Origin of the sequence: Kribbella sp. NPDC056861, from assembly GCF_040687575.1 — a bacterium.
Lineage (GTDB): Bacteria > Actinomycetota > Actinomycetes > Propionibacteriales > Kribbellaceae > Kribbella.
The window spans coordinates 1-23,502 of sequence record NZ_JBFBNQ010000004.1; the positions used below are offsets into that span (position 1 = coordinate 1).

Annotated in this window: 7 protein-coding genes; 3 read left to right on the forward strand and 4 right to left on the reverse strand. The window is 67.3% G+C overall.

The window, feature by feature from the left end:
• The first annotated feature begins 330 nt into the window (after positions 1 to 330).
• The 3 genes from AB0P21_RS19645 (at position 331) to AB0P21_RS19655 (ending at position 18,909) form a co-directional block, all read left to right on the forward strand.
• The gene (locus AB0P21_RS19645; RefSeq protein ID WP_363698478.1) at positions 331 to 17,940 is read left to right on the forward strand and encodes a hypothetical protein; all 17,610 of its coding nucleotides are present in this window, start codon (positions 331 to 333) and stop codon (positions 17,938 to 17,940) included.
• Positions 17,941 to 18,085: 145 nt separating this feature from the next.
• Entirely contained in the window at positions 18,086 to 18,475 is a 390-nt protein-coding gene (locus tag AB0P21_RS19650; protein WP_363698480.1) for a hypothetical protein, read from the forward strand.
• A gap of 65 nt (positions 18,476 to 18,540) precedes the next feature.
• Positions 18,541 to 18,909, forward strand: a complete 369-nt coding sequence (locus AB0P21_RS19655) for a hypothetical protein (RefSeq protein WP_363698482.1) — start codon at positions 18,541 to 18,543, stop codon at positions 18,907 to 18,909.
• 27 nt (positions 18,910 to 18,936) lie between these two features.
• Here AB0P21_RS19655 and AB0P21_RS19660 read toward each other — a convergent pair whose 3' ends face one another.
• The 4 genes from AB0P21_RS19660 to AB0P21_RS19675 form a co-directional block, all read right to left on the reverse strand.
• Complete coding sequence (locus tag AB0P21_RS19660) at positions 18,937 to 19,641, reverse strand: chitinase (RefSeq protein ID WP_363698484.1); 705 nt, start codon at positions 19,639 to 19,641, stop codon at positions 18,937 to 18,939.
• Between the two features lie 122 nt (positions 19,642 to 19,763).
• Positions 19,764 to 21,365: an AMP-binding protein gene (locus AB0P21_RS19665; protein ID WP_363698486.1), complete on the reverse strand. Its 1,602-nt coding sequence runs from the start codon at positions 21,363 to 21,365 to the stop codon at positions 19,764 to 19,766.
• The gene (locus tag AB0P21_RS19670) at positions 21,362 to 22,621 is read right to left on the reverse strand and encodes an MFS transporter (RefSeq protein WP_363698487.1); all 1,260 of its coding nucleotides are present in this window, start codon (positions 22,619 to 22,621) and stop codon (positions 21,362 to 21,364) included. Before AB0P21_RS19670 ends, AB0P21_RS19665 begins: the two co-directional genes overlap by 4 nt.
• Positions 22,622 to 22,717: 96 nt before the next feature.
• Entirely contained in the window at positions 22,718 to 23,437 is a 720-nt protein-coding gene (locus tag AB0P21_RS19675; protein ID WP_363698489.1) for a TetR/AcrR family transcriptional regulator, read from the reverse strand.
• Between the last annotated feature and the right edge of the window lie 65 nt (positions 23,438 to 23,502).

The following is a 23,502-nucleotide window of genomic DNA, read 5'->3' on the forward strand; positions in this document are numbered from 1 at the left end:
GCGCGGTCGTACGGGGGTGTGTTGTGGACGCGGTTGGTGTTGCCGGTGAGTTCGGATGAGTTGCGGGTGTTGGGGTTTGTGGGGGCGTTGCGGGTGGGGGTGTGGGAGCGGGGGGTGTGGGGGCTGCACCGGTTCGGTGTGGTGGGTTTGGCGGGGTTTGTGGGGCGGGGTGGGTCGGCGGCGGCGTATACGCCGGATCGTTCGGGGGTGGGTGGCCGGGCGGGGGTGTTCCGGTGGACCGGGTCGAGGGATTTTTCGGATTTGGTGTTGCCGGGTGTGGGGGTGCGGGGTGGTGGGTCGTTGGGGGTGGGGTTCGGTTTGGCGCGGGGGATGGAGGATGTGCTGGAGTTCGGGCCGGCTGGTGGGGTCCAGGTCCGCGCAGACCTGCTGACCGATCAGCTCACCAGCGGTTTCCAGGCAGCACGCGCAGTGGAGAACTTGCTCGAGGTGACGCCGGTCGGGGTGCAGGTCCGGGAGTCGATGATCAGCCTCGGCCACGGCTTCCAGGCAGCCCGCGGGATGGAGGACCTGCTCGAGTTCGGCGCCACCGGGAAGCTTCAGTTGCGTGCGTCCGCGCTGACCGGGACGCCGGGCCCGGCCACGGTGGTGCCTTCTGCGCCTGCTATGCCTGTGGTTGTTCCAGGTCTGACCGATCAGCTCACCAGCGGGTTCCAGGCAGCACGCGGCATGGAGGACCTGCTCGAGTTCGGCACTATCGGGCAGCTCCAACTCCGCGCCAACGCACTCACCACAGCGCCCGAGATCGGCACCACAGGACTCGTCCGGGGTACCCCGATCCCCGACAGCCGGATCAGCGCGGCTCCGACCGAGTACGTCAGTGCCGGAGGTGTTCACCTCCCCTCGGTATCTACACCTCTGCGGCAAGACGCACCGAACGTCGTGAGCTCACCGGCGCCGAGCGTCGTGAGCTCACCGGCGCCGAACGTCGTCAGCACGCCTGCGCCGAGCGCGGTGGGCGCGCCGCATACGCCGATGCCGGCTGCTCCGTCGCAGCAGGTTTCGGCATCGTCTCTGGTGCTGCCCGCCGAGGCACACAGCCCTGCGACTTCGCAGGTCAAGATCACTCCGCTGCAGAGCGAGCCGGCACCAGTTGTCGATCACCTGGTCGCCCGGACACAGGACACGCCCGGCCCGATCGCATCCCAGGACTTGCCCCAACTTCCTGCTCTGGCAGGGGTTCCAGCCGCTCCGGCGATTCAGCTGACGGCCACGCCGGTTGCGGTCCGCGGGTCAGCCATCTCACCACCGACCACTGTGGCGCAGTTCATGGATCACTCGGCGGCAGTCGTCCTGGGTCTCGTCGGCGCGCAGATATCGCGCTGGAACAAGTCGGTCCTCCCGTCGGAGGGCGGGTCGTACGCCGGCTACAACAACACTCTGGAGCTGGGCCGTACGACAGTACTCACGCCGCTCGACCAGTTCTTCGCCGGCAAACCGGTCAGCCGGGCAGCTCTGCGCCTGGCGCTGGAGACGAAGCTTCACGAGGACCTGCATCTGCTGGCGAAGCGGGACGCCGACCCTGCCGTCGACGAGGCGGCGTACCGGGCCGACCGTGCGGTCGAGAACATCGAGGAGGCTTTCACCGCGACCGGCGCGGTCGAGTTGCACAACGACGTGGTGGCCGGCATCGGCCTGGCCGGGCGTCTGCCGGATGTCGAGCCGGGGACGGCGGGAGACCTCTATCCCGCGCTGGTCCGGGCGACCCGAAGCTTCGTCACCGAGGTCGAGACAGCGACCGGCATCCCGGGCCGTACGGTGCTGAACCGGCTGAACGGCGTCGGCGCCGCCGGCAAGTTTCCCGAACTCGCCGAAGCCGTCTTCGAGGCGAGGAGTCTGGGCGCGGCCGTGCCGGCCAGCCTGCACCAGATCGCCAAAGCCGATCTCGACAACGCGGCCCGGATCGAAGTCGCCAACTGGCACCTGCTCACCGACTCGACTGCCGAAGCCGCCGGTACGTCCCTGGCTCACAAGCTTCTGACCACTGCCGATTCCCTGGCCGTCAGAGGTCCCGCCCGGGTGATCGAGCTACCCGAACCAGTCCCGGGGACGGCCGGAGTGAGGGGGTACCGGGCACCGGGGCCGGCCGGACTGGACGACGGGATCATCGAGAGAGCCGCACAGGTGAACCTGGTTGCCAGTGGTTCACAGCCGCTACCGGCGGCGGCACTCGCCCATCCACGCTTCACCCCTGCGGTCGGAGCAATCGTCCGGCGGATCAGCAGATTGTCCGGGCGACCTCAGGCGGAGCTCATGACGGAGATCGCGGCCGGGGCGGGCGGAAAGCTCACCGTCATGGTGGAGCAGTTCGTCCAGGCGAGCGGACTGTCCCGGTCGCTGCCGCCGGGGCGACGAGCGCAGGTCACGGCAGAACTCGAGAACGACTTACGGTGCTTCTTCGACGATCTGTCGACGCTGACGGGACCCGGAATCGCCGAGAGGTCGAGGCGGCACGGGATCGAGGCCGCGAACCGGCTGGAGGGCACGGCCGAGGCCCTGGCGATCTCGCCGGAGAGCACGACCTTCACAGTGCAGGATTTCGGGGATCACGCGACGCGCCAAGCGAGTCTGCCGTCTCTCGATCCCCTCGGGCAGTTGCTGGTCAGAGCACCGCAGATCGCGGTCAGCTTGTCTCAGGCAACCGCCTCGCGCTGGACCGGTGTGCTGCACGAACGTGCGGCGGGAAAGTCGGCAGGACTCGACAACGGGGTGCTCGAACTCTCGCTGGAGGTGACGAGCGTACTGCGCCGCTTGCTGACGTCGGCGCAGCCCAACGCCGGACAGCACTTCCGGAACGCCGTGCTGGAGTTCCTGCACGCGCTTGGCCACCTACTGATGAACTCGTCGTTCGACCGTGCGGCAGCCGAACTCGCGCTGCGGGTCTCCGACCGTGTCCTACACGACGGGATCCACCAATCCTGGGCGCTCGCCTACCTTGACGACTTCTTGCGGGAGCTGTTCGGGGCAGCGCTGCCCCGAAGGGTCCTCACGACCCAGTCGGTCGACAGATTCCCGAAGCACACCGCCGCCTTGCGTCCGTTGGTGGCCCGGCTGGCGGAGCTGACAGACCAGACTCCACGAGAGGTCCTCGCGCGGCTGGTCGGTGTCGACCGGAGCGGCAAGTGGGGAGCGATCGGTCAGCTGGTCCTGTCCAGAACCAACCTGGCGCCCGGGTTCCAGTTCGGTCTCCGCACCAGGGCCAGGCAATGGATCGCCGACCAGGTCCGGGCGCCCTTCGACGAATTCGGCGAGCGGCCGACCTACGCTCAGGCCGCCGACATCGGCCGGCGCGCTGTCATCGCGGTCGACTCCTCGATGAGAGCTCTGAGCCAGGACTGGCAGTTCCTCCGCGAGGATCTCGCGATGCCTGATGCCGGTCCGGCGGCGCCCGCGCCGCGGACCGTCGAGGAAAGTGAGGTGCTGCCGTTCGCGCCTCGTGACTTCAGGGCCGTGCCGGCGGACGGGCCTCTGGACGAGTTCCTGGAGCGGTCCGCGCGGGTCGCGCAGGATCTGGTCGGTGCTGAGGTCTCGCGCTGGAACCGGAGGATCCTGCCGTCCAGTGGACGATCGACCGCGGCCTACAGCCGCACTCTGTACCTTGATCGCGCGACGGTGCTGACGCCGTTGCAGCGGTACTTCGCGGGCGAACCGGTCAGCCGTGCCGCTCTCCGGCTGGCGCTGGAGACGAAGCTTCACGAGGACCTGCACTTCCTGGCGAAACGCGACTCCGATCCCGCCGCGGACGCAACGGCCTACCGGGCCGATCGTGCGGTACAGACCATCGAGGAGGCGTTCACCGCAACTGGCGCGATCATGATGCACGACGAGTTGATTGCCGGAGTCGGGTTGGCCGGCCGGTTGCCGCACGCCGAGCCGGGCACGGCGGGCCGGCTGTATCCGGCCTTGGCCCGTGTGACACAGACGTTCGCGGCCGAGTTCGAGAAGGCCACCGGGGTGCCGGGCCGCACCCTGGTGAATCGTCTGAACGGCGTCGGTGCCGCCGGCAAGTTTCCGGAGCTCGCCGCGGCCGTGTTCGACGCAACGAAGCTGTCGCAACGAGTTCCTGTTCAGCTCCATCAGATCGCCAGGGCAGAACTGGACAACGTGGCCCGGACGGAGCTGAGTAGTTGGCACCTCCACGAGCCCGGCGACGCGATGGCGGCCGGACGATCATCCGCGAACAAACTGTTGTCCACGGCCGAGGACATTGCCTCCAGGGGCGTGGCCCGAATCGTCGAGCTCCACCAGCCGATACCAGGAGTGACGAACACCACCGGGTACGAGGCGCCATTGTCCAGCAGTGCCTCGTCGTTGTCGGTAGGTATTCCTGAAGACGCCAAGGTGACGACGTATCCACGGGAGTTGGTGGAGAGTCCCGGGAACGACGGGCCGCTCACGTTCGACCGGATAGTGCTGCGCGGCATGCAGGCACTGCGGCAGTCGACCGGCTCGCCCGAGAGCCTCTGGAACAACGAACTGATCGAGTGGCCGGGCATCGGTTCGCAGGACTGGCTGCAGCACGGACCACTGAGGGTCGACCGGGATCGCGTGTCCGGCCCGCTGCGCAAGCTCTTCCCCGACGACGGCTCGGGTCCGCGGATCGGTGAAGTGACCCAGCTGGAGTACCGCTACGCGCTGCAGGAACTGATCCAGCGGATGCTGCCGCTGATGGGCCGGCCGTCGGCTGGACAGCTCGGATCCGACTTGTCGAGGCCTGGCCTGGAGAAGCTGAGCACGGGGGTGATCGACGCTTTCACCAGGTACTTCGCCGCGGACTTCGTGCGGTCCGTCGGCCTGCCGCCATTGGACCCGCAACTCGATGCGGCGCTGGCCGACCGGCTCGACCGATCCGCGGTCGACGCGGTGGTCGGCTTGGTCAACGGTCTGGTCGCGGCGTCCGATCGGTCGGCGGCCGACGTACTGATGAAACTGGGCAGTGCGCACGGCCCCGCAGCGAAGTTGTCGGAACTGGCGCAGTTGCACCTGGATCTGTACGGCATCGGCGCCTTGGTGCCGGCTGCCGACCTGCGACGGATCAAGCTGCAGGCCGAGTCCTGGCTGCTGATCATGTTCCACGATCTGACGGAGATGGCTCCGGAACGCTCCATCAGCGCGGCCAACGGCCTGGGCTGGTTGACGGGCGAGTTCCTGCTCGGCATGGTGCAGCGGTTGGCCCAGCGGACAGTCGACGCCCGGACCCGGACGGACTGGCAGTCACTGGATCTCTACCAGGAGACCGATCTTCGAGAGCTCGCGGCGAGCGGCACCCAGCTCACGAGGTTCCAGCAGTTGATGGACGACGCACCGAGGATCGCCGCGGAGCTGATCGGTTACGGCGCCCGGTCGACGGCGTCCGGGACGTTCCGGGAGATCCACGGGACAGGATTGTCGGCCTCGAACTCGAACGGTTCGCTGGACTTCGACGCGGAGGCGGTGACGCTCCCGTTGAGGCGGCTGGTCGAAGCCGTCCCCTCGGGGCAGCACTCGGAGCAGTTGATCGTCCAGGGGGCCGGGGCGATCAAGATCCTGCTGCACGAACACATCCATCGGCTGACGAGGAGTCCTGGGGACACCAGTGCGGAGGCGGAACTCGCCATGCGCACCGCCGGGACCAGCAAGCTCGTCGAAGGGCTCACAGAACTCGCGGCCGGTCGGCACCGCACGGAGTTCGCCCGCCGGCTCGGTCTACTGGATCGGGTCCCGGAACTCGCCCACGTCGAGGTCCCCCTCAGCTACCAGGAACACCTACCGGCGGTGCAGGCTGTTGTCGGTTATCTGGCCTCCTTGCGAGGCACGCCCTACGAGCAGTTGCTCGACTACCTGAACGCCCCGTCGATCGGCTACAAGTGGCAGGCGTTGGGACACCTGGCCTTCGATCAGGCCGGACTGGCAGCCCGCATCCCAGGAGCGCTCCACCCGATGGCTCATGAGGCGATCGGTGAGCAGGTCCGCGCGGTCTTCGCCGGCCAGGCAGGTCGCGAAGTCGACGAGCAGCGACGCTCTGCAGCGGCTGTTGGACAGGCAGCCGCTCGCGCCCTGGACCAGACGCTCTACCGGATCGCGGCGAACCCGGCCGATCCGGCTGCCTGGACGCCCGATGTCGGTATGGCGGCGCCTGCGCCGCGGACTGTCGGGGACGGTGAGGTGCTGTCGTTCGCGCCTCGTGACTTCGGGGCCTTGCCGGCGCAGGGGCCTCTGGACGAGTTTCTGGAGCGGTCCGCGCAGGTGGCGCAGGATCTGGTGGGTGCTGAGGTCTCGCGCTGGAACCGGAAGATCCTGCCGTCCAGCGGACGATCGACCGCGGCTTACAGCCGCACTCTGTACCTTGATCGCGCGTCGGTGCTGACGCCGTTCGCGCGGTACTTCGCGGGCGAGCCGGTCAGCGGTGCCGAGCTCCGGCTGGCACTGGAGACAAAGCTTCACGAGGACCTGCATTTCCTGGCCAGGCGCGACGCGGATCCGGCCGCCGACCGAGCGGCGTACGAAGGCGACACAGCGGCCAGAAACCTCGAGGAGGCCTTCACCGCGACGGGTGCGGTGAGGTTGCAGGACGAACTGGTGGCCGGACTGCGGATGACGGATCAGCTCCCGTCGGCCGAGCCGGGGACGGCGGGCAGGCTCTATCCGGCACTGGTACGGGCGACACAGGCGTTCCTGGGCGAGTTCGAGAGGATGACCGGTGTACCGGCAAGGGTGCTGGTCAGCCGGCTGAACAGTGTCAGCGCGGCCGGAAAGTTCGACGAGCTCGCCGAGGTCGTGTTCGAGCACCGTCCACTGCTCGGGCAGATCGCCACCGGGCTCCGGCAGAGCGCGAAGAGTGCTCTGGCCGGCACCACGCGGGCCGAGCTGAGCAGCTGGCAGCAGGTCGGAGTGGCTGACTCCGTCGCGGCGGGCCTTTCGCTGGCGCGGGCGCTGAACGAGACTCTGCGCGGCGTCGAGGGACTGCCGGGTCAGGGTTTGCCGATCCCTCGGTTGTCGCTGCCCGGCATCGACGACGTGCTGTCCGTCGGACGTGGGCCCGGCGATGGTTTCGGCGCACCTGCCGGTCGTCCGGCCTCCTTCGACGATCTGCTGGTGCGGTCGAAGGGCGCGCTGGAGGAGATGCTGCCGGGAGCCCAGCGGTTCTGGGACGGACAGCAACCTCTGAACCTCGACGGGGAGAAGGTCGCCGGGCCGCTGCGTGCGGTGATCGCCGCAGGCGGGGATCCGGGGCTCGGAGGGGTCGCGGCGCCGGCGTACCGGCATGCTGTGCTGGAGTTCATGCGTGAGGTACTGCGGTACGTCGGTGCCCCGGGCACGAATCGGGTCGCGGATGTCGCGGCGTACCAGCAGGCCGAGCTCGCTGTGCTGGACGACGGGATCCGTGATGCCCTGACCTGGCAGGGGCTTGACGAGTTCCTGCGGCTGACGGGTTTGCCACCGGTCGTGCCGAGCATTCTGGACCGAGCTGTCACCGCGGCGGATCTGTTCCCACCTGTTCCGTACGAAGGCGTGGGCCGGGTCCTGAAGACTCTGGCGCGTGCTCTGAACCGACCGTACGCGGAGTTGGTGACGGGGTTGGCAGCACTGGGCACGGCAGAGAAGTTGCCTGCCCTGGTGAGGTTGTTCGTCGATCTGCCAGGACTACGGGCGGCGGTGGGCCCGATGGGGATCTACCGGCTCAAGCCGCAGGTCGAGGCGTGGCTGCGAAACCTGCTGCGAGACCTGGCGGCACTGACCGGCCCGGAGACGGCGGTACGGGCCGAGCGGCGAGCGATTACCTCGGCGTTTTACCTGCTGCAGACGATCGAGTCGGCGAAGAACGGCCGGGGCGAGCCGATCTTCCGGCAGACCGACCTGAACCAGTCGATGACGCAGGGGACGGTCACCCCCTTCGAGCAGTTGCTGCTCGATGCGCGGAGCGTCGCGATGGACCTCTTCACGGCGTCCGGGTCCTCGTGGTCGTTGGTACTGCGCGAGGCCAACCTCAAGACCTTGGTGGGGAAGTTCGAATACGACAGTGCACTGTTGATGACCTTCCAGCACTCCAGGCCACTGCGCCGTTTGGCTGAACTCGGCCCTGGTCAGGTCATGGGTAGCAACAAAGAGCTGACTGCCGTCCTGGACGGTGCTGACACGCTCCTGCACGAGCTCAGTCATTCGTTCGTCAAGCACCCCGTCGATCGGGTCGCCGACGAGTTGGCAGATGGGGACAAAGCAACGCTGGCCTGGGGGGAAGGACTCGTCACGGCCGCGACCAAGGCGTTCCGGCTGGAGTTCCTGCGCCGGTTGCCCGGTGTGTGGGAGCGGGTGCCGGGGATCGATCGGCTCGAGTTGAACGACAGCTACCCGAACTACGTGCCCGCGGTGGAAGTGGTGGTCGACTGGATCGCCGGGTTGCACCGGGTGCCGCGGGAGACGGTGCTGGGCCGGTTGAACGGACACTCGACCTCCCGGATGTGGTGGGCGCTGGGGAACGAGGTGCTCGAGGCGAGCGATCTGTCCAAGGTCGTGCCGGCGATCTCGCACGAGGCTGCCCGAACGGCGATCGCCGAACGGGTACGGCTGGTCTTCGCCAAGGTGTCCACGATCAAGGAGGGCGGTAGCGCCGAGGAGTTGGCGGTCACCGAGAAATTGTCGGCCGCCGAGGGAGCGGCAGCCGTCCGCGAACTCAAGTCGGTCGTCGAACTGATCGGATCGACCCCTTACCAACCGCAGCTCTGGGCGGCGAGTACGCCCTCCGAAGATCTGGAGATGGTGGACGCTGGTCTGGCCGCCCCGGCACCGGCAGGAGATCGCGAGGTACTGCCCTTCGAACCGCGTGACTTCTCGCTGGTGCCGGCGAGCAGCCCGTTGGACGAGTTCCTGCAGCGGTCGTCGGACGTTGCCCGGGATCTCGTCAAGGCACAGGGTTCGCGCTGGAACCGCCGGATCCGTCCGGCGGACGGAGGTTCGCTGGCCGGGTACGACGCAACGTTGGTCCTGGACCGGGCGTCGGTGCTGACGCCGTTGGAGCGGTACTTCGACGGCAAGGCGGTGAGCGGTGCCGAGCTGCGGCTGGCGCTGGAGACGAAGCTTCACGAGGACCTGCACTTCCTGGCGAAGCTGGACTCCGACGCCACCGCGGACGCGGCGGCGTACCGGGGTGATTGGGCGGTGCGGAACTTCGAAGAGGCCTGGACCGCCGCCGGTGCGGTGATGCTGCACGACGAGCTGGTGGCCGGTACCGGCCTGGCTGGGAGGTTGCCAGGATCTGAGCCGGGTGGTGCGGGAGAGCTCTATCCGTCGCTGGTGCGCGCGACGCAGGCTTTCGTTGCCGAGTTCGGGAAGGCCACCGGCCTGCAGGGTCGTGCGCTGGTGAACCGGCTCAACGGAGTCGGCGCGGCTGCCAAGTTCACCGAGTTCGTCGACGCGGTGTTCGAAGCGAGGGGGCTGGCCAAGCAGTCACCGCTAGGACTGCAGCAGGTCGAGAAGGCCGGGCTCCAGAACTCCGCGCGGATCCAGGTGAGCAACTGGCATCTTCTGAACGAGGGCACCGCTGGAGCGGCGGGCGCCTCGCTGGCCAGGGCGATGCTGTCGTCCGCTGTCGATCGGGTTCATCAGCCGGTGCCGGTAAACCAGAACGCCGGTGGCTACCAGGCACCTGGCAGCGATGGTGGTTCACCGTTGTCGCTGGGTGTTCCCGATGATGCGCGGGTGACGTGGTACCCCGAAAGGATGGTGCGTGACCCAGGAGCGGGGACGCCGTCGACGTTCGACGATCTTGTACTGCGGGGAATGCGGACCCTGCAGGGGCAGACTCGGGCGGCCGGCACCAACTGGAGCCGGGAACTCGTCGAGTGGCCCGGGATCGGGTCGCAGGACTGGGTCCGGTCGGGACGGGAGTTGGCGCTGGACCCGGAGGCATCTAGTGTGCTTCGGCAGATCTTCCCTGCCGACGGCTCAGGTCCACTGGTCGGCGCGGTGAGTCGCAGCGATTATCGAATGGCCGTTCACCAGCTGATTTTCAGCATGCTCCCGTTGATGGGCCGGGCCGCCGCGGTGGAGCCGGTGACACAGGCCGGTGCGAAAACGCTGGAATCGGGAGTGCTGGACGGCTGGCTTGCTGCGCGGGCCGATGAGTTCCTGCAGTCGCTGGGCCTGCCCGGCCTCAGTCCGGCCTACAACCGCTTGCAGCGGCCTGGTTTCGCCAAGGCAGCGGTCGCGGCTGTCGACGTCCTGCTCGCCAGGTTGAGTTCGATCAATCGCAGGACCGTGCCGGATCTGCGGTCCGAGCTGACCGGCGCTTTCGGGCCGGCGGGGAAGTCGGCCGCACTGGCTCAGTTGTATCTGGACGCCACGAGCCTCTCGGCCGCGATACCTGCCGTGGCCCGGGACCGCCTGAAGGCACAGTTCGAGTCGTGGATCCTGACGCTCTTCCGGGGCCTGGAAACCATGCCGGGGTCGGCGGACGTCAGACCACGCGCCATGGCGCGGGCCAACGGTACGTCGGACCGTCTGATCAAGATGGCGGCGGAGCTGGACGCCCGGTTACGGGTGGACCCGTCGCCTGACTGGAACACGCTCGCCCTGTATCGGGAGATGGATCTGTACGCGTTGCGAACACAGGGCCAGCTGGACGAGCTCGGCCGGCTCTTGCTGGATCTTTCGGACCGCACACTCCGGATCTGTCGCGCTGTCCGATCGCGCTGGAACGGGCGGGTGCGGGAAACCACCCACGGTGCGACGCTCGTGGACTGGGACGGCGCGATCGACATCGACCAGCTCTCCGTGCTGAAGTCCCTCCGTGAGTTGCTCCACGGCGGTGACGCCCCGTCGGCCTACCAGGGAGAGGTCAGGCTGAACGGGGTGAAGGCCGCGGTGCACGAGTTCCTGCATCACACGACGAACGACGCCGAGGACCTCGGGACGGAGCAAATCGCCTACCAGAACGCGGCGACGGCAAACTTCGAGGAAGGGATCACGGAAGCGGCAGCCATCTACTGCACGCCCGCGATCGTGCAGACGCTCCCTCAGATTCGGGACCGGTTGCCTCGGCGCTTCGACCCCACGACGGTCAGTGGTTACCACCATCTCGTCCTGGCAGTGGTTCCGGTCATCAAGTACGTCGCCGACCTGAGCGCGACCTCGTTGCAACGGGCGATGACCGAGTTCGCCGGCCACTCCTTCGGCAGCAAGTGGACAGCTCTGGGCGATTCGGTGTTCTCCGGGGAGGGTCTGCAGAGCGTCGTACCGGCAGAGTTCCACGACCTGGCCAAGCAGAGGATCATCGAACAGGTGCGGGTCGAGTTCGCTCAGTTGAAGACCGGGAAGTTGACCTGGGACGAGATGGGTGTGGCTGTCCCGGCCGGCCAAGCCGCAGGTGCTCGAGCGGTGCGCAACCTCGAGCAGGTCGTGATGGACATCAAGGCGACTCCGGGTGACCCGACCGGTTGGCACTCGCCACAGGTCCCGGCCGCGCCGAACGACCTCGTGCCGACCGCAACAGGGAGACAGAACTACCCGGCATCGTCACCAGCGTCCATGACCGATTCGGACTCCGTACCGCCCGACTACGCACGGGACTTCGGGCCGCGGATCAATCGCGCGGCAGACGCCGCGCCACCGGCGAGTCTGGACGAGCTGCTGGAGGCCTCGGACGAGATCGTCCGTCAGCTCACCAAGGCGGGAGACTCGCGCTGGAACCGGAAGGTCCGGGCCACGGACGGGCCGTCGAGCGCCGACTGGGACGGGACGATGTTCCTGAACCGCACGCGAGTTCTGGTCCCGCTGCACGGGCTGTACCAGAGGGGTGGAATCGACCCACTGACGGCTGCCGAGCTGGGTGCGCTGGAGGAGTTGCGGCACGAGTTGACGCACTTCCTGCGCCGGTACGGCGACGAATCGGCCGGTGACCAGAAGGCTTTCAAGGATCGCGTGATCGAGGATCTCGAAGAAGGTTTCACCCAGGCCGGAACCGTTGCTCATGGCACCGGGTTCCTGGATCGGACCGGACTGCTCGGCCGCTACCAGGGGGGACCTCTGGCCCGGATCGCCTACGAGACCGTGGCCCGGATCGCACTGTCGTTCAGCGAGGAGTTCGGGCTGCTCACCGGCCGGTCGGGCAGCTGGCTGCTCGATCACGTGAACGGGCGCGGCGCGGCCGAGAAGTTGCCGGCTCTGGTCGACGCGGTCTTCGATGCCGCCGGGCTGGGCACCGCGCTGCCGGCCGCGATGCATCGGCAAGCAAGGGTCAGGATCGAGGCCGACCTTCGGGGTTCGATGTTCGCCTGGGGTGAGATCGCCCCGGACCTCGCGCCCCGGGCGGGTCGGAGCATGGTCCGCGACGCGTTCGCGGTGGCTGCCCGGCAGCTCCCGCCGGCGCCACCCCAGCGGCTGATCGGTGCTGCCCGTCCACCGACGACGTCGGTTGAGCAGTCTGTTGTGGTCCGGATCACCAGATTCGGCGCCCAGCGAACCGTTGAGGATCCGCCGCTGACGGATTTCGACCGGTTCGTCGAGAACTCGGAGGGCCTCGTCCTGGCGCTGACCGATGCCGACCGGTCGACCTGGAACCAGGTACTGCACGACACGATCGGCGTTGGGAAAATTACTGGCGTCTCACACTGGAACGGGACGCTGGAACTCGATCTGCACGCCGCCACGGCTCCGTTGCGGACACTCCTGGATGCGCCGGAAGCGCTGGCCACGGCGATCGCGACGCGCGGCCTCGACTCGTACGTCGTCACTGTGCGCAACGCTTTGACGATCGTGCTGCACGAGCGGGTGCACTCCTCGAATCCGGCTGCTACCGACGCACGCGCCGAGCAGCGCGCGATGGCGAAGCCGGCCGGCCGCTCACTCGTGGAAGGACTGACCGAGGCGTTCGCCAAGCAGCAACTCGATGCCTTCATTGCTGCTTCCGGTCTGGCCGACCGGTTGCCGGCGATCGCGCACGGGGAGAGCGGCAGTACGGCGTACCCGACGGCGACCCTCGCGGCCCGCAGTTTGGCGAACCGACTGGGTCAACTGACCGGCCAGACCGAGATCGAGGTCCTGACAGACCTGGCCAGACAGGACTTCGCCACCACCTGGCCGACGGCCGTCCGCAAGTTGTTCGACGCGACCGGCGCGACCCACGCAGTGTCTCCCAGCCTGCTCCGGCCGGCCCTGGCCGGAGTCGAACGCAAGATGCGCTCGACCTTCCGCCAGGTCGAGGACCTGGAGTCGGTGTCCGCCCTCGCGAAGGCCTCGGCGATCGGGATCCGCACGATCGACGCGGGTCTGGAGGCCATCGCTCGCTTCGTTCGGCATCCCCACCTGCGCGCGACCCTGCACTGGCTCAGCCTGCCGACCGACCGATTGTGGAGTCGTCACCTCAGCCCGCTGCCGCCCCAGACCCACGGCACCGCCGGCCCGAGCTCACCGGTGGTGATCCACCAGGCGCCGCACGGCATCCGGCCGCCGGCGACGTTGGACGAGCTCTTCGACCGCTCCGCACAGCTTGCCCGCGGGCTGGCCGGTGGAGAGCGAACTCTCTGGTCCCGTAAGCCCGTGACCTTGCTCGACGATCTCGCTCACGCCGATGCCGAGGCGCTCGCCGACGGATCGATCGCCATGAAGGCGCACAAGATCGAGGTACTACGGGAGCTGCTCCGACCGAGTCCGGCCGGCGTTCGCCACGACTCCGCCGCCGTCCTGCAGATGCGTTCCACCGTCCGGGACCTTCTCCATGAGCAGTTCCACCTGATCAGAGCCGCTGACGATGTGACCGTCACCGACCTGGATCGCGACCTGTCCGATCTGTCCCTGGAGGAAGGAATCACCGAGCGCGCCGCGCTCGCCTCGCTGGACGAGTGCATCAGTGGGCTCGCTCTGAACCGGCTCGTCCCCGACCTCGCGGGGGGCGCGGTACCGGCTAGGTACGAGCGCTATCAGGCCGCTCTCACGGTCTTCACCGATCGTCTCGGAGCGTACGCCGGGATGAGCGGTCCAGAGGTTGTCGCCCGTCTGAACCGGGAGAGTGTGGCCCGTAAATGGCAGGTGATCGCAGATCTGGTGTTCGCGGCGTCCGGACTCGACGGCGTCGTCGGACCCGGATTGCACGCCGCGGTGAAGAGCCTGATCGTGCAGAAGGCCCGGGTACCGCTCCGAACTCTTGGTGGTTTGCCGGGTACCGCCTCGTCGCTCCCGCTGGCAGGACCCTTGGGGGAGCAGGCCTGGCGTGAGATCAGTCAGACCGTCGACCGGGTTCGAGCACATCCGCACCGGGTGCCGATCGGGCACGCCGCGATGAACAGGGTCCGCAGGCTGTCCGACGTGTTCGCCGGGCGATCGGAGCACAGCGGGCTGGATCAGCCTTCCGGGCACGTGACGGACGGTGACATCGAGGTGCTCCACTGGTCGCGGCTGGAGCTCGGCGATCTGAACCCCGCGGAACTGCCTCGGCCGCAGAATCTCGCCCAGTTGCTGGTGCGGACCGCGGTGGTGGTTCGACGGCGGATCGGCGCAGGGCACAGCGAGTGGAACGGAACCGTCTTCGAAACCCGGAACGGCCCCCGTGGGCGGTTCGGGTGTGGTGGCGACCATCCCCCGGAGACCCCCTGCGACTCCCAGACGTTGCTGCTCGACCGAGCAGATGTGATCAGTCATCTGAGCACCTTGCTGGCTCGCGCGCCTGGCGCGGCGGTGACGCTGGAGCAGGCTCAGGCGATGATCACGCTGATTCACGAACTCCTGCATTCGATGAGTCTGCGTGGTCAGGACTGGGCGACCGAACACGGATCCGCACGGGCCGTGGAGGTCAAGGCGCTGGAGGAGGGTGCCGCCGAGTTGGGTGCGGCGGACATGTGGCGGTCCGTCCTGGCAGATCTCGGGCTCGGTGCCGATGATGTTCCCGGCCTGGCAGGGGCTCGGTACCATTTGAAGTACGTCGGCGCCGTCAGGGAGGTCGTGAACGCGCTGTCGACTCCGCGAGCCGGCCTGAGCCCTTCCTCGATCCTGGCTGAGCTGAATGCGGTCGTACCGTCGCAGAAATGGCCGAAGGTGGCGGAGCTGTGGCTCCGCTCCAAGGACCTCCCGCAGAGCACGTCTGTGGCCGAGGCGGCGGCCGCCGAGCGCGAGCTCCGGACGACGTTCAGAGAGTTGGCGCCTCTCGGGGTCAACGATGTGTCCGGCGGGGCGACCGTGGGCCTGCGCGCGCTGGCGCGGGTCTCCGAGCGGATGCGATTGATGTACCTGGGGACGAGCGGTGGTCAACCAGCTGCACCTCCGCTGCTGCCGGTAGGGCCTGCACTGCCTGAGGCGGGCGGGAGTAGCGCAGTAGCCGCTTCGTCGCAGTTCGTGTTCCCGCCGTACTCGACTCAGCAGTTGTCGCATCGTTGGCCTCTTGTCGATTTTCTGACGTTGGGGGCGCAGGCCATCCGGCGGGTCGTCGATACGGCGTTGCTCGAGCAGGCCAACGGCCGGGCCACGGAACATTCGGTGCTGGAGCCGCCCGCGTCCCTTCCCCTGCTGAATGCTTTCGTCAGTGAGATCCAGCATCTGATGGCCTTGCGCGCTCCGGCCTGGTCGCAGGAGACCGACGTCGCGGTGATCGCGCTCCAGGACGGCGCGGAGGAGTTGCAAGCGGTGTTCTCGTGGCGCCGGGCGTTGGCCGGGATCGAAGAGGACAGCGAGGTTCTGAGGGCGATGACGCCGACCAGGTCGGCTCAGCCGAAGTACGCGGCCGCGGTGGCAGCCCTGGTCAGGACTCTGGCCGGCCTGGGCAGAACCTCTGACGGCGAGGTCCTGGCTGAACTCACCCGGCTGCCGGCATCGCAGAAGTGGGCGCGGGCCGTCGAGCTGTGGTTCGGCTACAGCGGTCTGTCCGAGCGGCTCCCGGCTGACGACGCACAGGTCGCCAGGGCGCTCGTGGAGCAGGAAATACGTGAGGTGTTCCGCGGTCTGGAAGCCCTGCCCATGGACGATGTTCGCGGCGCTGTAGAGGTCACCAGGCAGGCTTTCCGGGCAGGCTCGGGCCGGATGCGCCAGATCAGCGATTCCAGTGGGGAAGGGTGGCAGATCCATCCACCAGCCGTGTCGGACCTGGAGGTGGCCGGATGGCCGGCCGGGGCGAATCAACCGGATCCGGACTGGTTCACCTCAGGCATGCCCCGGCTCCTCACGGATACGGGCGGCAGTAGCGAAACAGTGCTCGGTCGAAGGATTCTGCGGTTTCCGGACGAGTACCCGGCACAACTACCTCGCCCGCGTACGCTCGATGAGCTTCTCGGTCTGCTCGCGGAGGCAACGCGGCGTGAGGTCGACGCGGAGCACTCTCGCTGGAACAAGACCCTGGTCACGATCAGGGGTGGGGCGCTGGGCCGGGCCAACTGGGATCACAGCGTGAGTTTTGATCTCGACCGGACGCTCACTCCCTTGGGCACACTGCTGGCGGTGCCACCTGGCGGTGGTCTGAGTCAGCAGGCCGTCCAAGCCGTGATCACTGCTGTCCACGAGTTCCTGCACCTGATGGGACAACGTGGTCACAACTGGGAGATCGAGCGGATCGCCGTGCAGGACCAGGCGGTGAACGCTCTCGCAGAGGGCGCGGCGGAACTCGGTGCGGTGGGAGTGTGGAAGCAGGTGCTGCGACAGATCCAGCTCGGGACGCCAGAGCTGGACGCGATCGCACCGGTCGTGACGGCCCAGCCGAAGTACGTCGGTGCCGTCGCCAAGCTGGCGAGAACCCTGGCCGGGCTGGGCAGGATCTCGGAAGCAGAGGTCATCGCGGAGCTCAACCGGGTCGCACCGTCGGCGAAGTGGCGGCGGGTCGTGGACTTGCTGTTCCACCACAGTGGACTTTACGGCCGGCTTCCGGCTGCCGAAGTACCGGCGGCCAAGGCTTTGGTCGAGGGAGATCTGCGCCTGGTCCTCCGGGATCTCAACGCTGTGCATGCTGGTGACGGTCCGGGCGGGGCTGCCGTCGCCCGGCGCGCGATCCCGGCGGCTTCAGCCCGCATGTACTGGCTCGACGCTGCCGCGGCTGGTGGTCAGCGAATCGATTCACCGCTGGCGTTGCGGAGTACCGGAGGAACGGCCGCACAAGTCGAAGTTGCTGTGCCTGGGGCGTTCAGGTGGACGTTCTTCGACCTTCCACGGCAGTACCCGGAGCACCTGCCCGCGCCGTCGACCTTCAAGGGCCTGATGCTGCAGTCGATCGAGGTGGCGAGGCGCTTGGCGGGTGCTGACACCTGGCACTGGGACGGATGGTTGGTGGAGACCACCGCGGTCAGGGCGTTCGCAGCCTGGGGCGGCACGTTGGTTCTCGGAGAGAGCATCACCGGCCCGTTGCGCTCGTTCTTCGAGCCGGCGCCGACGTTCTGCTCGGCCGCCCTGCAGATGGCCGCTCTCGAGCATCTGCTGCACGAATTGACGCACCTGTTGGCGACGAAAGGAGGTAATCGGCAGATTGACCGGATCCATTGGAACAGTGTCCATCGACTGCTCGAGGAAGGACTGACCCAGTGGTGGGCACAGGAGATGGTCGAGTCGTTCGCTGCCGCGCTGCAGCTGCAGCTGCGGGTACCTGGTCTCCTTCAAATGACTCCGGTCTCCAACGCGTACCCGGAGTTCGTCGACGCGGCCAGAGTGCTGGTGAGGGTGCTCGCCGCGCTGAACAAAGTTCAACCAAGCGAGGTGGGTGCTTTCCTCAACCAGTTCGGCTCGACGGCCAAGTGGCGGGCACTTGTCGAGCTGCTGTTCGCGGGGACCGGGATCCCGGCCATGGGCCGGATTCCACGGCTCGAAGAGGCCAAAGCCGAAGTCGTCGAACACCTGCAACAGGTCTACGGCGCAGCGCTGGTCAACGGGGAACTACCGAGAGGCACAGGTCGGCAGACCAGCGTGACAGCTCTGAGCTCGGCGGTGGAATTGATGCGATCGATCGAGTGGCAGGCCGCGGGCGCACCTTCGACGAGTTGATCCATCCCGTGTCACCGGAGATTCGGGTACCAGCTACCTGCTGTTCGCACGTTGCTCGCAGGTGAGCCACCCGGCGCGGTGAATCTCTCCAATGGTCAGTAGATCTTCTGACCATTGGAGAGATTTCGTGGAAGGACATCCCGAGATGGGCACGAAGAAGACCAGAATCACCGCCGCCGTGTTGGCCGCCGGAACGGTCGTCAGTCTGACGGTCACCTCCGAAGCGTCCGCGGCGCCCCGGCAGGTCAACTGCAAGGACTCCAGCTCCGTCCGGATCTACACCGAGGACTTCGGCTCGTTCTGTTTCCAGGGCGAGGAGAACGTCATCAACACGATCAAGCTGCCGGACGGCTCGATCCGCGGTGTCACCGGCGTCTTCGGCGGGAAGTGGGAGGGAGGGCTGTCAGTGGATCCCCACGACGGCACGGGCCGTTGGCAACTGGTGGCTTATTCGGCCGGCCGGATGATCACGGTACTCGAGCCGGCCCGCGGCGGTGACGTCCGGACCATCACCTTCCGGATGCCGCGGCGATAACCGAAAGTTTTACCAGTTGGGCGTGAAGTCTTCCCAAAGGTAAGAATCTGAGTAGAGTCGCGGCCATGGGGAGAACCAGAGTGGGGATCGGTTCGGCGGACGCTCTGAGCAGGTACGGGCTGGCCAATCTGCTGCGGGCCCGGGGCGACTTGGTGCTCCTGCTCGATGTCGACCTGCCGCAGGCGCAGGTGCTGGTCGTCGCGCAACTCCGCTTCGATCGGGCCGAGCTCGCGCGGTACCGCGCTCTTCTTGAGAATCCGGCCGCGCCGGTGGTTCTGGTCGCGGGTCCGATCCAACCTCAGGAACAGGTGGCTGCCGTCCAGGACGGTGTGGTCGCCTTCTTGGCTCGCGCCGATCTCACCGCCCGGCAGATCCATGAGGCCGTCCAGGCCGCGAGTGCCACCCAGCCCACCCTCATCCAAGCAGCCGGCTGACACTCCGGCTGCTTGGGTGGCGGGAACTCAACAGGTCAGGTTGCGGCCCGGGGACACGTGCAGGATGTGGGCGAAGCGTTTGAAGGCTTCGACGCGGTGTTGCATCGCCGCCGGGTTGCCACCGTCGCATTCCGGGTAGTTGATCGCTCGGATGGTGCCACCGAACCCTGCCCGGGAAAGCATTGCCTGGTGTGAGGTCAGCTTGGCGCCTCCCTTCTGCGTCATCCAGTACCAGACAGCGGTGGTCCAGGCGACGGCCGGATCGGTCTCGACCAGTTCAGGGTGGTTGAGCAGGTCCTTGCCGATGGCGTCGCCGGCGTTCTTGTAGTTGAAGTTCCAGCTCAGCATGATCGGGCCGCGACCGTGGTACGCCGTCGGCCCGGCCGGACAGCCGTAGCTCTGGGTCCGGTCGCAGAAGACCGGCCAGCTGGCCGGGTTCTGGTTGATCAGGTACCGCAGTTGGCCCGACTCGTGGTCGACCTGTGCCAGGAAGGCCGCGATCTCCCGCTTCTGGGTGCTCCTGGAACCGGTGTTGGCGAACCGGGGATAGGTTCGCAGGACGTCGACCAGTCCCTGGTAGGTGTAGAAAGGCAGGCGGTTCGGGAACATCTGCTCGAACTGCGCCTCGGTCAACGGCAGGTCCGGCCGATGGTGAGCCTCGGCGACCGGCGACGGCAAGAAGATCAGGGCGGCCAACGCAGCCGACGTGATCGCGGTGATGAGTCTGCGCACGAGGTGACTCCTCTGCTGGGTGGGGGCGGGTACCGGTGGAGTATTACCGCGACGAGCCCGGTCCAGGCAAAGAAACTGTGGTGCATCCGCAGGGGTGGTCCGCAATCTCCGCCGGTCCCGGCCTAGCTCCGATCGTGTAGGGCCTGCCGGTCGATCTTGCCGACGGCGGTGAGCGGCAGCCGGCCTATCCAGATCACCTGGGCAGGCCATCGGTCATCTGCGACTCCCAGCCGGTCGAGATGTTCGCACACCGCGCCGAAAGACAGCTGAGCGTGGACGGCGACCAGATATGCTCTCGTGCCGACCACCGCAGCCTGCTCGATGGCCGAGTGTGACCCGAGCAAGGACTCCAGTTCGAGGGCACTGTCGTGTCGACTGCCGTCCTGGATCCTGCCCTCGATGCTGAGCCAGTTGCCATCAGCATCGACGTCGAGGCGCGCGAGGTCACCGGTCCGGTAGAAGCCGCTGCTGGTGAAGGCCCGCTGGTTGTGGTCAGGCGCATCGAAGTAACCGCGCAACGTATAGGGCCCACGGCAACAAAGTTCACCGGCGACACCAGGTTCGACCTCGTCTTCGGTGTCAGGCACCAGAACACGGATCTCGTCGAGCGGCGAGAGTGCCGTTCCGACGGTCCGGGCACGTCGTTCGGCCGGTGCGTCGACCGGAGTCACGGTGCACAGGCCTTCACCCATCCCGAACAGCTGTCCCGCCCAGATTCCCAGGTCGGTCAGCCGGTCGAAGACGGGGCGCGGCACCTTACCGCCGGACAGCACCACCTGACGCAGCGTCCCAGCCACCTTGAGGAACTCGTCACGGGTCACCCATCCGAAAGCCGGCGGGCCGATCACGGTCGAGGTGACCCGCAACTCGACCACCAGCTCGGTCGTACGCTCCGGGTCGTCGACCGGGTTCACCTCCGCGAGCACCAGGCAACCGCCGACGCTGTGCACCGCGTGCAGTCCGCACACGATGCCGGCGTTGTGAACGAGCGGCAGCAGATGGGCCGCTCGTTCGAGTTCACTCCAGCCGAGCCGTTCGGCATAGGCGGCCGAGTTGTACCAGTACTCCGCCTGCAGCCGGGGGATGATCTTGGGAAGCCCCGTGGTCCCGCCGGACAGCTGGAACACGGCGATGTCGGTCGGTCCAAGCCTCGCCTGTACGTCGGCCACCGCCGCTCGAGCCTCTCGCGCTCCGAGCGGCGGGCCGAGGCCGGCGAGGCACACCCCCTCACCGTCGGTCGGCTGCTCCAGCATCCAGGTGTACACCAGGGTGGGAACTGCCGCCTGCACCTGCGCGGCGAACTCGACATAGTCGAACTCGTCATGGCGGCCAGGGATCACATGACCGATCGCGCCGGTCCGGGCCGCGATGCTCTGGATGACCTCGTGACGGTGCTGAAGCAGAGTGCACACCGGGCGCAGACCCGCCTTGAGCAGGCCGTACCAGGTGACCACGGTCGCGATGGAGTTGCCTGCCTGCAGGATGACCGCACCACCGGCCGGTACGCCGGTGGCCAGCAGTCCTGCCGCGAGTTGGTCCGATCGCAGCTCCAGTTCGGCGTAGCTGATCGATCCCTGCGGGGTATCGACCGCCGGCCGGTGCGGAAACCTGCCCGCGACCCGGCTGAACTGTTCGGCGATGGTGTGCCGCTCCCACAGCCCACTCGCCAGATAGCTTGCCGCCAGCTCGTCCGGATAGGGGACCGACCGGTCGTCGTTCGTCAAGGCTGCAACGCTTCTCGGTGTTCGATCAGTTGTTGCGGTGAACGCTCCGATCGCGGCACGAGTCCGGTGACGGCCGCACCGAGAACCGCAGGGAGGGCGAACGCGATGAACTGCCAGGAGACGTCGAAGTCGGTGGCCAGCATGGCGCCGTACGTCGGGCCGAGGATGCCGCCGACCCGGCCGACGCTCAACGCGACTCCCAGCGCAGCTGTCCGCAGTTCCTGCGGATAGTGATCACCGATGTAGATGTTGATCAGGATCTGGGTTCCGGTGGTTCCCAGCCCGGCGATCGCCACCAGCACAACGACGACGGCCGTCGGTGGCTGGAGGGCCAGTAAGGAGAAGGACCCGGCCGCTGCCAGGAAAGCCGTCACAGTGACCGGTTTGAAGCCGATTTGGTCGGCGATCGGGCAGGCGATCAGCGCGCCCACACCGGCGCCGATGTTGAGGACGAGTAGGAAGGCCAGCGACGACGACAGGCCGTAGCCGGCTTTGATCATCAAGATCGGCAGGAATGCGGCGGCGCCGACGATGATCAGCAGGCAGAAGAAGACCGAAGCGCAGAAGAGCAGCGTCGCGGCCAGGTATCGCCGGCCGAAGAGCGACCGTGCGAGTGAGGCGAGGGTCGCCGTCGGTGGACTGTCGGCTTCGGCGAGATCCAGGCGCGGCGCCGACCTGGGCAGATACCACCACAGGACGGGCAGGACAACCAGTCCCGCGACCGCACCGATGACGAACATCGGCCGGAATCCGTGGCTGGGAACGATCCAGGAACCGAGCAGACCCGCGAGACATCCGCCGACCGCGACTCCCGCAAGGCCGATCGCCCCGTTCAGCCCACGCCGGTGAGCAGGGGAGTGGTCGATGACCATCGCGGCTGCTGTCGGCATCAGGCAGCCGGCTCCGACACCGACCAGGAACCGGTACAGGCCCAGTTGGTCCTGGGTGGCGGCGGTGGCGCAAAGCCCCATGCTCACAGAAAACAGCGCCACACTGCTGGTGACGAGCGTACGGCGTCCGACCCGATGGCTCAGCAGTGCGGCAGCCAGCGCACCGAACAGCATGCCGAGCACGGCCAGTGATCCGATATGGCCGGCTTGTGCGGCGGTCAGTCGCCACTCGGGGTCCCGGATCAGCGACGGTACGACAGTGCCGTACATGACCAGGTCGTAGCCCTCGAGTACCACCGGTACGAAGGTCAGGGCGATGACCACCTGGGACGTCGGACCGGCGACGGTGCGGGAGGAGACAGACATGGCGGCGTACCTCCACTGAACCCGAACAGTGTGATGTACGTCATGCTAGAACTCACCCGACAGAAATGTCCATGTTTCAACGGTGTCGTCGATCGCTTACCGAAAGTCGTGATTTCCAGCATTTCTCACGAAAATTTCGAGGTGATCGATCTCTGCTCGCAGCCGGTCGATCGCGCCCACCGGACCGTTCTCCGGCCGAACCCGATCGGGGGTGGCCAGCAGTGCGGCGGCTGCCATTTCCGTCAGTGTCGTCGTCATGATGTCGACGTTCGTCCCCGGCTGGAACCACCACGCGACCGAGGTGCACAATCCGAACAAGCTCAATGCCGCGGTCGTCGGGTCCAGTGGCCGGAACTCCCCGGCTGTGACTCCGTCTCTGATCACCAGTTCGAAGGCGGCCAGAACCGCCTGCCGCCAGGCGATGCGTTGCCGGGCCACCTGCTCCGGAAGTTCGGCTCCCGGTCCGACCAGCAGCCGGAACCGGTCGGGATCGGCCGCGACCGTGCCGGCCGAATGAGTCACCAGCCGGCGAAGTCGTGAAACAGCCGACCCGTCGTCTCCGGCGATCGCCGCGAGCTCGGCGCCCGCTGTTGCCGTGACCTCGAGGATCAGCGTCACCAGCAACTCGTTCTTGCTTTTCACGTAGTGGTAGAGCGCCGGCCGACTGATTCCGACAGCTGTCGCGATGTCCTGCAGTGAAGTGCCGCCGATCCCCTGCGCGGCGAACAACCGCGCGGCACAGTCACGGATCTCCCGCTCGACCAGACCCCGGCGACGGCCGCCCAGTACGCGTCTGCGCTCGACGTCTCCGTCCATTTCCGCAGTATCGAACGAGCGCGGTGCCCGGACAATTCCCGGGCACGGACTCTGTGGTGCTTCCA

Bases quoted from the DNA above. Each gene is read 5' to 3' on its own strand.
- AB0P21_RS19645 (WP_363698478.1), top strand. From the start codon at position 331: ATGGAGGATGTGCTGGAGTTCGGGCCGGCTGGTGGGGTCCAGGTCCGC.
- AB0P21_RS19650 (WP_363698480.1), top strand. From the start codon at position 18,086: ATGGGCACGAAGAAGACCAGAATCACCGCCGCCGTGTTGGCCGCCGGA.
- AB0P21_RS19655 (WP_363698482.1), top strand. From the start codon at position 18,541: ATGGGGAGAACCAGAGTGGGGATCGGTTCGGCGGACGCTCTGAGCAGG.
- AB0P21_RS19670 (WP_363698487.1), bottom strand. From the start codon at position 22,621: ATGTCTGTCTCCTCCCGCACCGTCGCCGGTCCGACGTCCCAGGTGGTC.
- AB0P21_RS19675 (WP_363698489.1), bottom strand. From the start codon at position 23,437: ATGGACGGAGACGTCGAGCGCAGACGCGTACTGGGCGGCCGTCGCCGG.